Genomic DNA, 15,716 nt, shown 5'->3' with positions numbered 1-15,716 from the left:
GAAAGACATGGCAAAGGGGCGCGACGCCGCGCACGGGATCACTCCTGCGATCCGGCGCTTATGAGCGTTCAAAATCCCCGATAAACATGTCTCAACCTCCATGTGGTGCGGGCAAGATGCCGCCAAACCCCGGCGAAGTCAAATGACCCTTTCATGTCGCGAGGCTCAGCAGCGCCTGCCGGTCAAGCGTGAAGCCCGACGCGATCCACGCGTCCTCCAGCGTTTTCAACGCCTTGCCCAATGCCGGGCCTTCCAGCGTCGGCATCAAGTCCTGCGCGCTGACAGGAAAGACCGCGTTCGCCCCCAAGTCCACGGTAGCGAAAGCATCACGCGGAACCGGCATCTCGAACAGGGCGGCGCGCAACAGCACGATATCCCGCGCCGTCTGCGACCCGTGGAAATAGCCCAGCGCCTCGGGTGTTTGCGTGCCCGCGGCCTCGTCGCGCAAAACCTCCAGCCGCCGCGCGTCCTTGCGGCTCAGCCGCAGCGCCTCGACGGGGTTTTCCCCACCCAATGCTGCCAGTCGCCGCGCGGCTTCGGCTGAGACCTCATGCATCTCTTCCAGGTGCACCAGCGGCGCCAGGGCCCGGTCATCGGCACCGGGCAGAACATGCGCCAGCACCCCCGCCTGCCGCATCGCCGCCACCGACGGCGCAGGGTCCTGCGCGGCCAAAAGCTTGCCCATCTCCGCCCCGATCCGTTCTTTCGATAGCCCGTCGATCCCGTCCGCCAGCGCCGCGCAGGCCGCCAGCCCGTCGGGGTCCAACCCCCCGGCGGGGTCCCCATAGGCCGCGTGAAACCGGAAAAACCGCAGGATACGCAGGTAATCCTCTCGTATCCGCGTCTCGGCGTCGTCGATGAACCGGATGCGCCGCGCTTCAATATCGGGCAGCCCGTCCAGCGGGTCGATCACCTTGCCCTCGCGCGTCGCATAAAGCGCGTTCACCGTGAAATCCCGCCGCCGCGCATCGCTTTCCACGTCGTCGGCAAAGGCCACCACGGCGCGCCGCCCGTCCGTTTCCACATCCTTGCGAAAGGTGGTTACCTCAAAGGGTACGCCCCGGCACACCACCGTCACCGTGCCATGCTCGATGCCCGTCGGCACCGGCTTCATTTCCGCCGCCTCGGCCAGCGAGACCACGGTTTCCGGCCGCGCATCGGTGCTGATGTCGATGTCGTTCACCGCCACGCCCATCAGCGCGTTCCGCACACAGCCACCGACCATCAAGGCGCGATGCCCGGCTGCCTCCAGCATCCGGCACACATCCTGCGTCTCGCCCGCGTCAATCCACTCACCCGTCAGCGTCATGCTGCAAACGTACAGCCTCCGCCATCGCGCGCAACATCCGCGCGGTCGCGCCCCAGATATAATAGGGCCCGTAAGGCGCCGCGAAATAGTACCGCCGCGTCCCGCGCCAGCGCCGGGATTCGACCCTGAACCGGCCCAATTCCAACACGTGATCCAAGGGAACCGAGAACACTTCCTCCACTTCGCCCGCCTCGGGCACAGGCGAAAACGGCTCCGAGATCACCCCGATCACCGGCGTCACGTGGAAACTCGTCACCGTCTCGTGCGGCGGCAACGTGCCCATGACCTCCACCATGCCCGGTGCCAGCCCGATTTCCTCGTGCGCCTCGCGCAGCGCGGCAGCAACAATATCGGCGTCACCCTCTTCCTGCTTGCCGCCGGGAAAGGCCACTTGCCCGGGGTGATGCTGCAAGGCCGAGGACCGCTTGGTCAGCCACAGCCTTGCGCCCGTCTCCGTCACCTCGATCGGCACCAGAACGCCGGCGGGCCGCAGCTTGCGCCCCTCCGGCAAAACCACGTCCGGGTTCAGGTCGTAATCCGACGACGGCGCCATTTCGCCCTGCAACGCTGCGCGCAGGGTCGCGACAAGGTCACTCTTCATCGCCGTCCTGCGCTTCGGCCTCGAACCCCAGCGTCTTGGGATCCATCGCATAATGTGCGCCGCAGAACTGGCAATCGGCGGTCACGATGCCCTCTTCGGTCGTCATCGTCGCAATATCCTTGGCCGAATAGATCGACAGGCTGCTACGCACCTTCTCTTCCGAGCAGGTACATCCAAACCGCACCGCCTGAACGTCGAACACCCGCGGCACCTCCTCGTGGAACAGCCGTACAAGCAGGTCCGAGGACGACACCGAAGGACCGATCAACTCGAGGTCTTCCACGGTGTCCAGCAGCGTGTTCACCCGGTTCCAGTTCTCTTCGCTGTCCTCGTCCAGGATATCCGAGGCCTGCAACAACCCATCCTCGCCGCTGCCACCCCCGGTGGCAAAAGGTGACGCCTTGGGCATCAGTTGCAGCAACACGCCACCGGCGCGCCAATGTTCGCGCCCATCGCGCTCGGTCGACCGTCCATAGCTCAGCGCGAACCGCGTCGGCAGTTGTTCCGACTGCGCGAAATACGCCTCGGCACAGTCACTCAGCCGCTCGCCCGCAATCGGCGTGATCCCCTGGTAAGGCGCGGTATCCTGGCCCTGGTCCAGAATCACCGCGAAATACCCGTCGCCCAACTGCTCGAACGCGGGCGCGTCGGTAATCCCATCAGGATCGAAACTGGCATAGGCGCGGATCCATGCGGCCTCGCCCTCGTTCTCCGGCGCAAAGTAATCGGTGGCGATCATCCGCACCGGGCCTTGCGACTGTACCTGCAACGACAGCTTCCAGCGCAGCTTGATCGTCTGGCCGATCAGCGCCGTCATCAGCGCCATTTCGGCGATCAGCGCCTCGACCGGCGCGGGATAATCATGCTGCTTCAGCACACCATCCAGCACACCGTCCAGCCGCACCACGCGGCCGCGCACGTCCGATTGGTCCAATTGAAATGGCAGGACGGTATCGTCCCAGGCGATCTTCTGGCCGAGTGTCATCGCGTATCCTTAAGGGGGTTTTCTTGGGCGCCCGTTCTTGGCATATCGCGACTATATATGCGCAACAAGGCATACTCCAAGGGGGGCCCGCCATGCGACGCTTCGGCAAGCCGCCAAGGCCAGATATCCGCTACACCGCGCGTCCCGGCGCCTACGCCATCCTGCCGCGCAACGGAAAATTGCTCCTGACCTGGCAGGAAGAGCCCAAGCCCGAGATGCAACTGCCCGGCGGCGGCATCGACCCCGGCGAATCGCCCCTGCAAGCGCTGCATCGCGAAGTGTTCGAGGAAACCGGCTGGCGCATCGCTTCGCCCCAGCGGCTGGGCTCCTTCCGGCGCTTCGTCTACATGCCGGAATACGATCTCTGGGCCGACAAGATCTGCATCATCTACCACGCCCGTCCGGTCCGGCCGCTCTCCGCGCCGTCCGAGCCGGGCCATACCGCCTTTTTCGCGGATCCGGAAACCGCCGCACGTCACGTCGGCAATCCGGGCGACAGGCATTTCGTCAGGGCACTTTTCCGACTGGCTTGAACTCCAGCAACGCCGCCGACACGTCATCGTCGAAATCGTCCCGCCCGGCATACTCTGCCAGTTTCCAGATCACCGATTCCAGAAACGCCATGCCTTCGGTCTGCCGCAACTCCTGCAGGATGCGCCGCACCCCGTCCTCGCCCAACAGCCTGCCCGTGCCATCCACGCATTCGTCCACCCCGTCGGAATGCAGGAGCAACCGATCACCGGGATAAAGCTGCACGTCGAACCGCTCATAGGTTGCGCCGTCGATCAGCCCCACGGGCAATCCCCCGGGGCCTTCGATCTCGACCCGCCCATCGGCGCGCTGGATGGCCGGGCACGGATGCCCTGCCTGTGCCATGGTCACGCGCCCGGTCGCCAGGTCCGCATCGGCCAGCAACATCGTAAAGTACAACTCAGTCTCTATTTCACCCAGAAACATCTGGTTCAGGTCCGCCAGCACCTCGTCGGGCGGCCGTGGCAGAAACCCGTCCGGCCCTTGCGCCAGCGCCACGTTCTGCTCGGGCGACGTGGACGAAAGGTACCCCGCCAGCCTTGCGGTCATCAGTGCCGAACTCACACCATGCCCCGACACGTCGATCGCATACAGGCCGATCCGCGTCTCGCTGACCGGAAAGACCCCCACAAGGTCGCCCCCCACATGCGCCGCCGAGCGCAACAGCAACGACACCTGGGCCGGCCCAAGGTCCCTGAACCGCTCTGAAATCAGGGACTGTTGCAGCTTTTTCGCCTCGATCAGGTCATTGTCGAGCGAATCGTAAAGGCCCTGCAGCACTTCCAGCGTTTCGCGCACCAGCCGGTTTGTCTCGCTCAATTCCCGCTGCATCCGCACGATCCGGTCCCCCGCCGCGATCCTTGCGCGCAGCTCACCGGGGTTGATCGGCTTGGTCAGAAAATCGTCCGCCCCCGCATCGAGGCCCAGCGCCACCTCTTCCTTCTCGCTTTTCGAGGTGACGAGGATGAAATACCCGTAATCCTCCCGCGGCAGCGCCCGGAACGCACGGCACAGCTCCAGCCCGTTCATCCCGGGCATCATCCAGTCACTGATCACAAGGTCCGGCGGCGCCGCTTCGCAAATGGCAAGCGCCTCGGTTCCCGATCCGGCCTCGATCACGTCCAGCCCCAGCCGCGACAGGGCCGCGGTGATGATGCGCCGCTGCAACCGGCTGTCATCCACAACCAGCACACGGCGGATGCTCATCTGATCGGGCGGCGGGTCTATCGCCTTGCTGGGGTGGGCCGACACGGTCTTGCCTATGCGTTTTCGCCCATATGCAACCACGCGCCTCTTAATGCCATGTGAAGCCTAAAATGCCGTCTAATTCACCCACATTCTTCACCCGCCCTTAATTCGCCGCGCCTAGCGTTCAGGTCCAAGGAGGATGCCATGATCGATTGGAACCGCGTCACCCAGCTGCGCGACGAAATCGGGGCCGAGGATTTCGACGAGGTGGTCGAGATCTTCCTCGAGGAGGTCGAGGAAGAGATTGCCGAGCTTCGCACCAACCCAGCCCCCGAAACGCTCGAGGCCAAGCTGCATTTCCTCAAGGGCAGCGCGCTCAACCTCGGCTTCGATGACTTTTCCAGGCTCTGCAAGGATGGCGAGCTCACGGCTGCCCGCGGCGACGCCTCCGATATCGACCTCGCCCATATCGTCGAGACCTACACCTCATCCAAGACCAAGTTCATGGGCGCGCTGCCGCACCTCGCCTCAGATTAGGAATTCCGCCAGGATCTGGTCATTGGTGATGTCGCGATGCTCGAACCCGCCCGCGGTCATTTCCGCCTCGATCCGCTCGAAATTCGCGGCATCGCTGGTCTCGATCCCGATCAGGACCGAACCAAAGTTGCGCGCAGACTTCTTCAAGTACTCGAACCGCGCGATATCGTCGTCGGGTCCAAGAATGGTCAGGAAATCCTTCAGCGCCCCGGGCCGTTGCGGCATCCGCAGCACGAAATATTTCTTCAGCCCCGCGAACCGCTGCGCCCGTTCCTTCACCTCCGGCAGACGCTCGAAATCGAAATTCCCGCCCGAGGTCACGCAGACGATCGTCTCGCCGGGGCTGATGTCGAGATCCTTCAACGCATCCACCGCCAGCGCGCCTGCCGGTTCAAGCACCATGCCCTCGATGTTCAGCATTTCCAGCATCGTGGTGCAGACCCGATCCTCGGCCACGGCGACCACATTGGCCGGATCGACATCGCGCAATCGCGCGAACGTCCGCGCCCCGATCTGCGCCACAGCCGCCCCGTCGGCAAAGGTGTTCACGGACTTCAACCGCACCGGCGCACCGGCCTGCAAAGCCGCCGCAAGGCAGGCCCCGCCCACCGGCTCCACGAACACCATGTTCACCTCCGGCCCGAAGTAACTGCGCACACCCGACGACAGACCGCCACCGCCCACCGGCAGCACGATCCGGTCGGGCACCGCGCCCAGCTGCGCCTCGATCTCCACCGCGACCGAGGCTTGCCCTTCGATCACATCCTCATCATCGAACGGCGACAGGAAATGCCCGCCCACATCGCTGCAATAGGCCTGCGCCTGCGCCAGCGTATCGTCGAAATAGTCTCCAACCATGCGGATCGTCACTGCATCGCCGCCAAACTTGCGCGTCTGCCCGATCTTCTGCTGCGGCGTCGTCACCGGCATGAAGATCACGCCCTTCACCCCGAAATGCCGACACATGAACGCCACGCCCTGCGCATGGTTGCCCGCGCTGGCACAAACGAACACCGGCGCATCCTCACCCGCAGCCATCACCTTGCGCATCGCGTTGAACGCACCTCGCAGCTTGTATGACCGAACCGGGCTCAGATCCTCCCGCTTCAGATACACCTCCGCGCCGTATTTGTCGGACAGGTGCGCATTGCGCTGCAACGGCGTCGGCTCGAAGACGGCGCGCATTTCGGCCTCGGCGGCCCGGGCTTGGGTTCTGAAATCGCTCATGCCTCGTCCTTCGCCCATCACGGCCCGCATGACAAGCCTCCGCCGCCTTGCCCCGCCTGTGAAAACCCGGTAATCGCCCCTGCAACATCATGCAAAGGGGTACCAAGATGTCCGCGCCCAAGAAAGTCGTGCTGGCCTATTCCGGCGGCCTCGATACGTCGATCATCCTCAAGTGGCTGCAAACCGAATATGGCTGCGAGGTCGTGACCTTCACCGCCGATCTCGGCCAGGGCGAGGAGCTTGACCCGGCCCGCAAGAAGGCCGAACTCCTCGGTATCAACCCCGACAATATCTACATCGAGGATATCCGCGAGGAATTCGTCCGCGACTTCGTCTTCCCGATGTTCCGCGCCAACGCTTTGTACGAGGGCCAGTACCTGCTCGGCACCTCCATCGCGCGCCCGCTGATCTCCAAGCGCCTTGTCGAGATCGCGGCAGAGACCGGCGCCGATGCCGTCGCCCACGGCGCCACCGGCAAGGGCAATGACCAGGTCCGGTTCGAACTGGCTGCCTACGCGCTCAACCCCGATATCAAGGTCATCGCCCCCTGGCGCGAATGGGACCTGACCTCGCGCACCCGCCTGATCGAGTTCGCCGAGAAGAACCAGATCCCCATCGCCAAGGACAAGCGCGGCGAGGCGCCGTTCAGCGTCGACGCCAACCTTTTGCACACCTCGTCCGAGGGCAAGGTGCTGGAAGACCCCGCCGAGCCGGCGCCCGACTATGTCTACCAGCGCACCACCAACCCCGAGGATGCGCCCGACATGCCCGAACTCGTCGAGATCGGGTTCGAGAAAGGTGACGCCGTCTCGATCAATGGCGAGGCGATGTCGCCGGCCACGATCCTGACCAAGCTGAACGAGCTTGGCGGAAAGCACGGCATCGGCCGGCTCGACTTCGTGGAAAACCGCTTTGTCGGCATGAAGTCCCGCGGCATCTACGAGACGCCCGGCGGCACGGTCCTGCTCGAGGCGCATCGCGGCATCGAACAGATCACCCTCGACAGCGGCGCAGGCCACCTCAAGGACAGCCTGATGCCGCGCTATGCCGAGCTCATCTACAACGGCTTCTGGTACAGCCCCGAGCGCGAGATGCTGCAAGCCGCCATCGACAAAAGCCAGGAACACGTCACCGGCACCGTCCGACTGAAGCTCTATAAAGGGTCGGCCACCTGCGTCGGCCGCTGGTCCGATCACTCGCTCTATTCCGAGGCGCACGTGACCTTCGAGGAAGACGCCGGCGCTTACGATCAGAAAGACGCCGCTGGCTTCATCCAGTTGAACGCGCTTCGTCTGAAACTTCTGGCTGCCCGCAACCGCCGACTGAAAGGTTAAGCAACGCAGCCCAAGCGGGCCGACGAACGTTCGGCCCGTTTACCACGGGGTACCGCGAAAATGGCACCGTCGCAATACCACTCAAATACCGCCGCGTTACCGACGTGCCATTTCAGACCCTGATTCGGCCATTAACCCTGTAACGGCGCCTTAACCGCTTCCCCGCGCAATGCCTCGTAATAGGGCATTGCGGCGGCGGATAAATCCGCCTTCCACCCGGTCAACTCCGGCACCTCTCCCTCGGCCGATGCGAACCCGGTCGAGCCATGTACCGCCCCATACCAGTGACTGGCCCAGACCCCATCATCCGCGTGCCCGTCCTTGGGCCAGCGCAGCATGTCCGGCGTCCAGTCCAGCCCGATCCGGTCGCACAAGGCCCGCAAGTGCCCCTCCGGATCGCGCCGTATATCCGCACTGTCGATAACCACCGGATCTCCGCCCAGCGCCTTGACCTGGTCGAACAGCTCCGCCTGCTGGCGAAACCCGATATCGTCCAGCGTGGGTTTTTCGTACTTGGCCGAGAAACTCGCCACCACCCGCGCCGGATGCCGGATCAGGAACACGTTCACCACGTCCCGAATCCAGTCGCGCGGCACGCCGTCTATCATGTGCTGCGCCATATGCTTGTGGTAATAATGCTGCTTTCCCCGTGGGATAGGCCCCATCAGCCCCGCGACCACATCCGCCGGGTCGCTCGGCTGCGAGGCAATGATCTGGTCCCGCATCGGGTGCTCCAGCCCCGTCATCGTCAGGTAGGCGGCATAGAACGGCTCATCGATCACGGCGCAATCGCCCCGCGCCGCGAACGAATACATCATCGCCGTCGACAGGTTTCGCGGCCCCGACCACATCGCGATCCGCATCAGGCGCATTCCTTCGCGATCAGGTCCTTGTACAGCCCCTGGATCTTTCGCGTCACCGGCCCGGCCTCGCCGTCGCCAATGGGCCGCCCATCGATCTCGCTCACCGGTGTCTGCGCGCCGAACGTGCCGGTCAGAAACGCCTCGTCTGCACCATAGGTGTCCACCAGAGAGTAATTCCGCTCGTAGATCGGGATGTCACTTTCCCGGCACAGGTCGATCACCTTCTGCCGCGTGATCCCGTTCATGCAGTAGTCCCCGGTCGAGGTCCAAACGGCCCCTTTACGAACGATAAAGAAATTGCAGGCATTAGTCGTGTTCACGAACCCATGCACATCCAGCATCAGGGCTTCGTCCGCACCCGCTTTTTCCGCGGCGATGCATGCCAGGATGCAGTTGAGCTTGGAATGGGAATTCAGCTTCGGGTCCTGCGTCATCGGCAAGCCCCGGATATGCGGCACCGTGGCCAAACGTATGGGCCGCGCGATCTTGGGGCGCGAATGCTCAATGATGATCGTGATCGTCGGTCCTTGCCGCGACAGGCTGGGGTGTTGAAACGGCCGGGTCTTGATGCCCCGCGTCACCATCAGGCGGGCGTGCGCGTCCGTCGTCATCTCGTTGGCGGTCTGCGTGTCCAGAAGCGCCTGCAAGACCTCTTGCCGCGTCAGGCCAATATCGAGGTCAATCGCCTTTGCCGCTTCGAACAACCGGTCAAGATGCTCGTCTACGAAAGCCCACGTCCCGTTATACAGTCGCAAACCCTCCCACACTCCGTCGCCCAGCATGAACCCGCTGTCATAGACACTGACGACCGCCTCGGCCTTGGGCACAATCCGCCCGTTCAGCCAGATCAGGATGTCCTCGTTTCGCGCATCCTCTTCTGCTTGGTGTGTCGTCTGATGCTCTGCCATGCCTGTCGCCTTTCACTTTGTTACAAACCACCCCCGCGATTTGTTTCAGCCCACGCTAGGAACAGGCCATTTCGGTGCCAAGAGATAAATTCGCTTCACCGCCCCGTGACCTCACAAGCAGGTGAGTTGGAACAGTTGCACAAACGCGGCAGTTTGACCTCAGGCAAAGGGAGGCTGTGCCATGAACCATCTGCGAAACATCAAGGCGACCGTGCTCGCCATATCCATCGTCATCGGCTTTGGCGTCCAGACCAACGCCGCCAAGGCCGCAGAAACCGAAACGCTTACGGTGGCGGGCGGCTGTTTCTGGTGCGTCGAGGCGGATTTCGAATCCGTGGACGGCGTCAGCGAAGTCGTATCGGGATACACCGGCGGCACCGTGGAAAACCCCACATACAAGCAGGTCGTGCGCGGCGGAACGGGCCATTACGAGGCGGTGCAGATCGAATACGATCCGGCACAAGTCAGCCGCGAGGAGCTCTTGTCGCTGTTTTTCCGCTCGGTCGATCCGACCGATGCGGGCGGCCAGTTCTGCGACCGTGGCGACAGCTATCGCACCGCGATCTTTGCCGACGGTGCCGCCGAAGAACAAGCGGCGAAGACTGCCAAGGCCAAGGCCGCCGCTACCCTCGGCCAAGATATCGTCACCCCGATCCTGTCCGCGTCGAACTTCTACGAGGCGGAAGACTATCATCAGGATTACTACAAGGGCGACCGCCTGATCATCACGCGGTTCGGCCCGAAGACCCAGGCCAAAGCCTACAAGGCATATCGCGAGGCCTGTGGCCGCGACGAACGCATCCGCCAGCTTTGGGGCGACAACGCGCCGTTCGTCGGCTCTTAACCCACGAAGGCCTGAACCTCGGCCAAGGACGGAATAGCCTCCGCCGTCCCGCGCCGCGTGACCTTCAACGCCGCCGCGAAAACGGCGCGCTCCACCGCCCGTTCGGCCGAATAGCCGGAGTCCAGCCCGGCGGCCAGATATCCAGCGAACGTGTCTCCCGCGCCTGTCGTATCAACCGCGTCAACCTTCGGTGCCGGGAAATTCCGTTCCGACCAGCCAGAGCTTTCCTCCAGCAGAAGGGCCCCTTGCGCCCCGCGTGTCACGACGATGGTCGGTACTCCAAGCGTTGCTACATCCCGCCCCGTGGCCTGCACCATCTGGCCGAATTCGACTTCGTTCAGCACCAGGATATGCGCGTGCGGAAGTAACCCGATTACCGCCTTCTCATCATAGGGCGCAGGTACATACATCACCCTCGATCCCCGTTCCCGCGCTTGCGCCACGGCAAACGCCCTGCCCTTGGTTTCGTTCTGAAGCACCAGAAGGTCAGCCGCACCCGCCTCCGCCAAGGCCGCGGCAATCCCTTGATGCGATTGCTCGTGATTGGCGCCGGGAAAGATCACGATCGCATTCTCGCCCTGCGGGTCGACGCTAATGATTGCATGCCCCGTCGGCACATCGACCTTTTTAATATGTTCCACGTCTATGCCGTACTCGGCCAACCGCGATTTGGCCCAGGCGCCATCCGGTCCCACCGCACCTATGTGGCGCACGCGTCCCCCCGCCTTTGCAATCGCTACCGACATGTTGGCGCCTTTGCCGCCCAGTTCGACCGACATCGACGCCGCCGCCAGCGTCTCGCCCGGCTGCGGCAGGTGCGGCACCAGATAGACGTAGTCGGTATTCACAGAGCCCAGGTTGAAGATCATTCGCCCCTCCATCGCTTTTCACAGCTTCCGCGCATGGGCGCAGTTTTCAAGCCTTGCTTCGCTTTTGCCTTTCACCCCCTGCCCGCGATTTGTAAGCTGCCGGCCAAAGCCTATAGGGGGCAATGTGGCATCCACGACAACAACCGTGACGCCGATGATGGCGCAATATCTGGAACTGAAAGCACAGTACCAGAACGCACTTCTGTTCTACCGCATGGGTGATTTCTACGAGCTTTTTTTTGAAGACGCCGTTGCCGCCGCCGAGGCGCTGGATATCGCCCTTACCAAGCGCGGCAAGCATCTGGGCGAAGATATCGCCATGTGCGGCGTGCCCGTACATTCCGCCGAGGGCTACCTTCTTACCCTTATACGCAAGGGCTTTCGCGTTGCCGTCTGCGAGCAGATGGAAGACCCCGCCGAGGCCAAGAAGCGCGGCTCGAAATCCGTGGTCAAACGTGACGTGGTGCGCCTGGTGACCCCCGGAACGCTGACCGAGGAAAGTCTGCTCGAGGCGCGCCGCCACAACTTTCTGACCGCATTCGCGAAGATACGTGAAAGCTCTGCTTTGGCCTGGGTCGATATCTCGACCGGCGCGTTTCATGTCATGCCGCTGGCCGGCCCGCGCCTGTCGCCTGAGCTCGCCCGCCTTGCGCCCAGTGAACTGATCGTGGCCGATAGTGACGAAGCCGACATTCGTGACATCACCGAGGAACATGGCATCTCGATCACCCCGCTCGGCCGCTCGGCATTTGACAGCGCAGGCGCCGAAAGGCGGCTCTGTTCTTTGTTCGACGTCAACACGCTCGAGGCCTTCGGTCAGTTCGAACGCGCAGAAATCGCCGCAATGGGCGCGATCGCCGAGTACCTGGAAATCACGCAGAAGGGAAAGCTGCCGCTCCTGCAAAAACCCGTGCGCGAGAACGAGGCGCGTGTCATTCAGATCGACGCCGCCACGCGTCGAAATCTGGAACTGACCCAGTCACTGACCGGCGGGCGGGCGGGCTCGCTTCTGTCCTGCATCGACCGTACGGTAACCGCCGGGGGCGGTCGCTTGCTCGAGCGGCGCATCTCCAGCCCCAGCCGCGTTCTGCATGTGGTTCAGGATCGCCTCGATTGCGTGGAGTTCATGGTTCAGAATGCACGGTTCTCTCAGGATCTGCGCGAAGCGCTGCGCAAGGTTCCCGACCTTGACCGGGCCTTGTCGCGTCTCGGGCTCGACCGGGGCGGCCCCCGCGACCTCGCTGCCGTTCGTAACGGCCTCGCGCAAAGCGCCGAGGTTGCGCGGATGCTTGAAGGACAGGACCTGCCAAAACCGCTTCAGGAAGTGTCTTTGGCGCTGACCGGCCACGATGAGCTGCTCGACCTGCTCGATGAAGCCCTGATCGCCGAGCCGCCTTTGCTCGCCCGCGACGGAGGCTTTATCGCCGACGGCTATGACATCGAGTTGGACGAGGCGCGCAAGCTGCGCGACGAGGGGCGTAGCGTCATCGCCGGAATGCAGGCGGATTATGCTAAGACGACCGGCATTCAAAGCCTGAAGGTCAAACATAACAACGTTCTGGGTTATTTCGTCGAAGTCACCGCCACCCACGCCGACAAAATGTTGTCGGAGCCGCTCAACGAAACCTTCAAGCATCGCCAGACAACCGCGAACCAGGTCCGGTTCACCACCGTTCCGCTCAGCGAGATGGAAACTCGCATTCTCAACGCCGGCGGTCGGGCGTTGGAGATTGAAAAACGGCTCTATGACACCCTGAAGCGCGCAATTCTTGAGCGGTCAGGAGACGTATCGCTAGCGGCACGCTCACTGGCCGAGTTCGACCTCGCCGCCGGCCTTGCCGATCTCGCCCGGGCCGAAAACTGGTGCCGCCCCAAGGTCGATGAAAGCCGCGCGCTCGACATCGAAGCAGGCCGTCACCCTGTTGTCGAGGCAGCCCTCCGATCGCAAGGCGGGGCACCTTTCATCGCGAATGACTGCGCTCTCGGCGAGATCAGCGATATCTGGCTGCTGACCGGGCCGAACATGGCCGGTAAATCGACCTTCCTGCGCCAGAATGCTCTTGTCGCAGTTCTCGCCCAGATGGGCAGTTACGTTCCGGCAACAAGGGCGCATATCGGGCTTGTCAGCCAACTGTTCAGCCGCGTCGGCGCCTCTGACGATCTGGCCCGTGGCCGCTCCACTTTCATGGTCGAAATGGTGGAAACCGCGGCCATTCTGAACCAGGCCGACGACAAGGCGCTGGTGATCCTGGACGAGATTGGCCGTGGCACGGCCACGTACGATGGGCTCAGCATTGCGTGGGCAACGTTGGAGCATCTTCATGAAACCAACCGCTGCCGCGCCCTTTTCGCCACGCATTACCACGAACTGACACGGCTGAGCGACAAGCTGGAGCGCGTGGATAATGCCACCGTCGCGGTTAAAGAGCATGAGGGCGACGTGATCTTCATGCACGAGGTCCGGCGTGGCGCAGCGGATCGCAGCTATGGCGTGCAGGTAGCGAAGCTGGCCGGTTTGCCCGCCGCTGTAGTTGAGCGCGCCCGCGTCGTTCTGGATGCTTTGGAAAAGGGCGAGCGCGAAGGCGGCGGCAAGCGTGCCGCCTTGATCGACGATCTGCCTCTTTTTGCCGCGTCCCCGCCGCCCGCACCCCAACCTGTGTCAAAAGAGTCAGTGGTCGACGCGCGGCTAAAAGAAATTCAACCGGATCACCTTAGCCCCAAAGAGGCTTTGGATCTGCTCTACGAGCTGAAAGGTTTGTCTCGCGATCTCTGAGAGCGTCAGCCTGAAAAAGAAGAAACGCCAACCTGCGCCGGGCGCAGAATACGATCGTACAACATGAAGCCCTGTGCCGAAACCTGGATGATCTCACCCGCCTTGGTGCCGGGCACAGGCGCCTCGAACATTGCCTCGTGCTGTTTCGGGTCGAACTTGTCGCCCACTTGGGGATCGATCACCTGAATACCGTGCTTGGAAAACACGTTGACCAGTTCGCGCATTGTCAGCTCGACACCTTCGATCAGAGCCGCCGCTTCTTTGCGCTGTTCGTCGGTCACGGTCTCGACCGCACGCTTCAGGTTGTCGTAGACCGGCAAAATATCCCGGGCCAGCTTCGACCCGCCATAATTCTCGGCTTCCGTGCGCTCCCGCTGAGCCCGTTTCCGGGCGTTTTCGGCATCGGCAAGGGCCCGCATGAACTTGTCTTGGAACGCGTCACGCTCAGCCCGCAGCGCCTCGATTTGATGCTCCGGGCTTTCCGGAGCGTCTTCTTCGGTCATTGCAGCGTGCTCTTCTTCTTCCGCTTGCTCCACGTCGTCCAGAAACGGGTCTTCTTTCGACTGTGCCATGCTCATCCTCTACTTTCGGTCCGCGATCAGCTTTCCGACAAGCTGCGCGGTGTAATCCACGATTGGAACAATTCGACCGTAGTTCAAGCGCGTCGGACCAATCACACCGACCGCGCCCACGATCTTACGATCAGCGTTCATATATGGAGAGACCACCAAAGAGGAACCCGAAAGTGAGAAAAGTTTGTTCTCTGACCCGATAAAAATGCGCACACCCTCGCCTTGATCGGTCAATTCGAGAAATTCTGCGATGTCTCGTTTCCGTTCAAGGTCGTCGAACAGGGTTTTCATCCGGTCAAGGTCCTCCTGTTCAACTTCTGAGTTGATCAGATTCGCACGCCCCCGCACGATCAACCTCTCGTAACTGTCAGCCTCGCCCTCCCATACGGCCAGCCCACTTTCGACCAATTGATGCGCAAGTCCGTCGATTTCCTGGCGACGATTGTCGATCTCTTTGGCGATGACCGTCTGCACATCGGAAAGTGTTTTTCCCTCGATCAGGGCATTCAGAAAATTCGCTGCCTCTCGCATCGAGCTTGGCGTCTGTCCCGGCGGCGGATGGAAGATACGGTTCTCGACATGCCCGTCGCCGAAAACCAGAACAACCAGCGCTCTATCGTGGCCCAGCGCGACGAACTCGATATGCTTGATCGGCGCTTCGCGCTTCGGCGCCAAAACCAGCGAGGCGCCCTGTGTCACACCAGAAAGAGCAGAGCCGATCCGATCCAGCGCAAGACTGACGTCATCCGAGTTGGAGCCCAAGGTCGCGTCGATCTTCTCCCGATCATTCAGTTCAAGGTCGCTGACCTCCAGCAGTCCGTCGACGAACATCCTGAGGCCCTGCTGCGTCGGGACGCGCCCGGCCGAGACATGAGGGCTGTCCAGCAGCCCAAGGTACTCCAGGTCCTGCATCACATTGCGAATAGTCGCCGCGGACACTTTCTCGCTCATGTCGCGGGTCAGCGTACGCGACCCCACAGGATCGCCTGTGGCGAGATACCCTTCGACAACCCGCCGAAACACTTCCCGCGAGCGGTCGTTCATCTCTTCGAGTATCTGTCGCGCGTTATCCATCTTCATTTCAGTCGCCCCGTGAAATGCCATTAAAAACGGCTTGCCGAAAAGGTCAATCGGGGTTGCTATCAGGTTTCGGTCGCCTGTATCCCGAACAGGCA

Annotated in this window: 15 protein-coding genes; 5 read left to right on the top strand and 10 right to left on the bottom strand. The window is 62.5% G+C overall.

Going from position 1 to position 15,716, the window contains the following annotated elements; translation table 11 throughout:
* Positions 1-151: 151 nt before the first annotated feature.
* Genes PVV74_RS07510 through hslO form a run of 3 tightly spaced genes read right to left on the bottom strand, consistent with a single transcriptional unit; the run spans position 152 to position 2,895 of the window.
* The gene (locus PVV74_RS07510) at positions 152-1,309 is read right to left on the bottom strand and encodes a CCA tRNA nucleotidyltransferase (protein ID WP_274592777.1); all 1,158 of its coding nucleotides are present in this window, start codon (positions 1,307-1,309) and stop codon (positions 152-154) included.
* A complete protein-coding gene (locus PVV74_RS07505; RefSeq protein WP_274592776.1) occupies positions 1,293-1,910 on the bottom strand; it encodes a CoA pyrophosphatase in 618 nt (205 codons plus the stop codon). Before PVV74_RS07505 ends, PVV74_RS07510 begins: the two co-directional genes overlap by 17 nt.
* The gene (hslO, locus tag PVV74_RS07500) at positions 1,900-2,895 is read right to left on the bottom strand and encodes an Hsp33 family molecular chaperone HslO (protein ID WP_103762614.1); all 996 of its coding nucleotides are present in this window, start codon (positions 2,893-2,895) and stop codon (positions 1,900-1,902) included. Before hslO ends, PVV74_RS07505 begins: the two co-directional genes overlap by 11 nt.
* Positions 2,896-2,987: 92 nt before the next feature.
* On the opposite strand from hslO, the gene PVV74_RS07495 reads away from it, so the two are divergent.
* Entirely contained in the window at positions 2,988-3,428 is a 441-nt protein-coding gene (locus PVV74_RS07495; RefSeq protein ID WP_103762613.1) for an NUDIX hydrolase, read from the top strand.
* Here the strand turns inward: PVV74_RS07495 and PVV74_RS07490 are convergent.
* On the bottom strand, positions 3,403-4,632 hold the full coding sequence (locus tag PVV74_RS07490) for a PP2C family protein-serine/threonine phosphatase (RefSeq protein ID WP_274592961.1): 1,230 nt from the start codon (positions 4,630-4,632) through the stop codon (positions 3,403-3,405). The genes PVV74_RS07495 and PVV74_RS07490 overlap by 26 nt on opposite strands.
* A gap of 186 nt (positions 4,633-4,818) precedes the next feature.
* Here PVV74_RS07490 and PVV74_RS07485 point away from each other — a divergent pair, with 186 nt between their 5' ends.
* A complete protein-coding gene (locus PVV74_RS07485; protein WP_274592775.1) occupies positions 4,819-5,151 on the top strand; it encodes an Hpt domain-containing protein in 333 nt (110 codons plus the stop codon).
* On the opposite strand, the gene ilvA is transcribed toward PVV74_RS07485, so the two are convergent.
* A complete protein-coding gene (ilvA, locus tag PVV74_RS07480; protein WP_274592774.1) occupies positions 5,143-6,378 on the bottom strand; it encodes a threonine ammonia-lyase IlvA in 1,236 nt (411 codons plus the stop codon). The genes PVV74_RS07485 and ilvA overlap by 9 nt on opposite strands.
* Before the next feature lie 107 nt (positions 6,379-6,485).
* Here ilvA and PVV74_RS07475 point away from each other — a divergent pair, with 107 nt between their 5' ends.
* Positions 6,486-7,712 carry an argininosuccinate synthase gene (locus PVV74_RS07475; protein WP_103762611.1) on the top strand — a complete coding sequence of 409 codons (1,227 nt, stop codon included), beginning with the start codon at positions 6,486-6,488 and terminating at the stop codon, positions 7,710-7,712.
* A gap of 131 nt (positions 7,713-7,843) precedes the next feature.
* Here the strand turns inward: PVV74_RS07475 and PVV74_RS07470 are convergent, their stop codons facing one another.
* Together PVV74_RS07470 and PVV74_RS07465 are read right to left on the bottom strand one after the other, a co-directional pair.
* Positions 7,844-8,575 carry an HAD family hydrolase gene (locus PVV74_RS07470; protein WP_274592773.1) on the bottom strand — a complete coding sequence of 244 codons (732 nt, stop codon included), beginning with the start codon at positions 8,573-8,575 and terminating at the stop codon, positions 7,844-7,846.
* Positions 8,575-9,483, bottom strand: a complete 909-nt coding sequence (locus PVV74_RS07465) for a D-amino acid aminotransferase (RefSeq protein WP_274592772.1) — start codon at positions 9,481-9,483, stop codon at positions 8,575-8,577. The genes PVV74_RS07470 and PVV74_RS07465 overlap by 1 nt, the downstream gene beginning before the upstream one ends.
* A gap of 181 nt (positions 9,484-9,664) precedes the next feature.
* Here PVV74_RS07465 and msrA point away from each other — a divergent pair, with 181 nt between their 5' ends.
* Positions 9,665-10,327, top strand: a complete 663-nt coding sequence (msrA, locus tag PVV74_RS07460) for a peptide-methionine (S)-S-oxide reductase MsrA (protein ID WP_274592771.1) — start codon at positions 9,665-9,667, stop codon at positions 10,325-10,327.
* On the opposite strand, the gene PVV74_RS07455 is transcribed toward msrA, so the two are convergent.
* Positions 10,324-11,196, bottom strand: coding sequence for a ribokinase (locus PVV74_RS07455; RefSeq protein WP_274592770.1), 873 nt, complete (start codon positions 11,194-11,196; stop codon positions 10,324-10,326). The genes msrA and PVV74_RS07455 overlap by 4 nt on opposite strands.
* A 154-nt stretch (positions 11,197-11,350) precedes the next feature.
* Here PVV74_RS07455 and mutS point away from each other — a divergent pair, with 154 nt between their 5' ends.
* Positions 11,351-13,969, top strand: a complete 2,619-nt coding sequence (mutS, locus tag PVV74_RS07450; RefSeq protein ID WP_274592960.1) for a DNA mismatch repair protein MutS — start codon at positions 11,351-11,353, stop codon at positions 13,967-13,969.
* A gap of 5 nt (positions 13,970-13,974) precedes the next feature.
* On the opposite strand, the gene PVV74_RS07445 is transcribed toward mutS, so the two are convergent.
* Together PVV74_RS07445 and hrcA are read right to left on the bottom strand one after the other, a co-directional pair.
* Positions 13,975-14,541 carry a nucleotide exchange factor GrpE gene (locus PVV74_RS07445; RefSeq protein WP_103762985.1) on the bottom strand — a complete coding sequence of 189 codons (567 nt, stop codon included), beginning with the start codon at positions 14,539-14,541 and terminating at the stop codon, positions 13,975-13,977.
* Positions 14,542-14,550: 9 nt separating this feature from the next.
* A complete protein-coding gene (gene hrcA / locus PVV74_RS07440; protein ID WP_274592959.1) occupies positions 14,551-15,615 on the bottom strand; it encodes a heat-inducible transcriptional repressor HrcA in 1,065 nt (354 codons plus the stop codon).
* Between the last annotated feature and the right edge of the window lie 101 nt (positions 15,616-15,716).

The organism is Roseovarius sp. SK2, assembly GCF_028807495.1.
Classification (GTDB): domain Bacteria; phylum Pseudomonadota; class Alphaproteobacteria; order Rhodobacterales; family Rhodobacteraceae; genus Roseovarius; species Roseovarius confluentis.
The sequence above is the reverse complement of the archived record's forward strand: the minus strand, read 5'-3'. Positions and strand labels throughout refer to the sequence as shown.

Coding starts and splice junctions, on each gene's coding strand:
- msrA (WP_274592771.1), top strand. CDS start 9,665: ATGAACCATCTGCGAAACATCAAGGCGACCGTGCTCGCCATATCCATC.
- PVV74_RS07470 (WP_274592773.1), bottom strand. CDS start 8,575: ATGCGGATCGCGATGTGGTCGGGGCCGCGAAACCTGTCGACGGCGATG.
- PVV74_RS07490 (WP_274592961.1), bottom strand. CDS start 4,632: ATGAGCATCCGCCGTGTGCTGGTTGTGGATGACAGCCGGTTGCAGCGG.
- PVV74_RS07475 (WP_103762611.1), top strand. CDS start 6,486: ATGTCCGCGCCCAAGAAAGTCGTGCTGGCCTATTCCGGCGGCCTCGAT.
- PVV74_RS07485 (WP_274592775.1), top strand. CDS start 4,819: ATGATCGATTGGAACCGCGTCACCCAGCTGCGCGACGAAATCGGGGCC.
- PVV74_RS07465 (WP_274592772.1), bottom strand. CDS start 9,483: ATGGCAGAGCATCAGACGACACACCAAGCAGAAGAGGATGCGCGAAAC.
- PVV74_RS07510 (WP_274592777.1), bottom strand. CDS start 1,309: ATGACGCTGACGGGTGAGTGGATTGACGCGGGCGAGACGCAGGATGTG.
- PVV74_RS07445 (WP_103762985.1), bottom strand. CDS start 14,541: ATGGCACAGTCGAAAGAAGACCCGTTTCTGGACGACGTGGAGCAAGCG.
- hrcA (WP_274592959.1), bottom strand. CDS start 15,615: ATGGATAACGCGCGACAGATACTCGAAGAGATGAACGACCGCTCGCGG.
- PVV74_RS07455 (WP_274592770.1), bottom strand. CDS start 11,196: ATGATCTTCAACCTGGGCTCTGTGAATACCGACTACGTCTATCTGGTG.
- mutS (WP_274592960.1), top strand. CDS start 11,351: ATGATGGCGCAATATCTGGAACTGAAAGCACAGTACCAGAACGCACTT.
- PVV74_RS07505 (WP_274592776.1), bottom strand. CDS start 1,910: ATGAAGAGTGACCTTGTCGCGACCCTGCGCGCAGCGTTGCAGGGCGAA.
- ilvA (WP_274592774.1), bottom strand. CDS start 6,378: ATGAGCGATTTCAGAACCCAAGCCCGGGCCGCCGAGGCCGAAATGCGC.
- PVV74_RS07495 (WP_103762613.1), top strand. CDS start 2,988: ATGCGACGCTTCGGCAAGCCGCCAAGGCCAGATATCCGCTACACCGCG.
- hslO (WP_103762614.1), bottom strand. CDS start 2,895: ATGACACTCGGCCAGAAGATCGCCTGGGACGATACCGTCCTGCCATTT.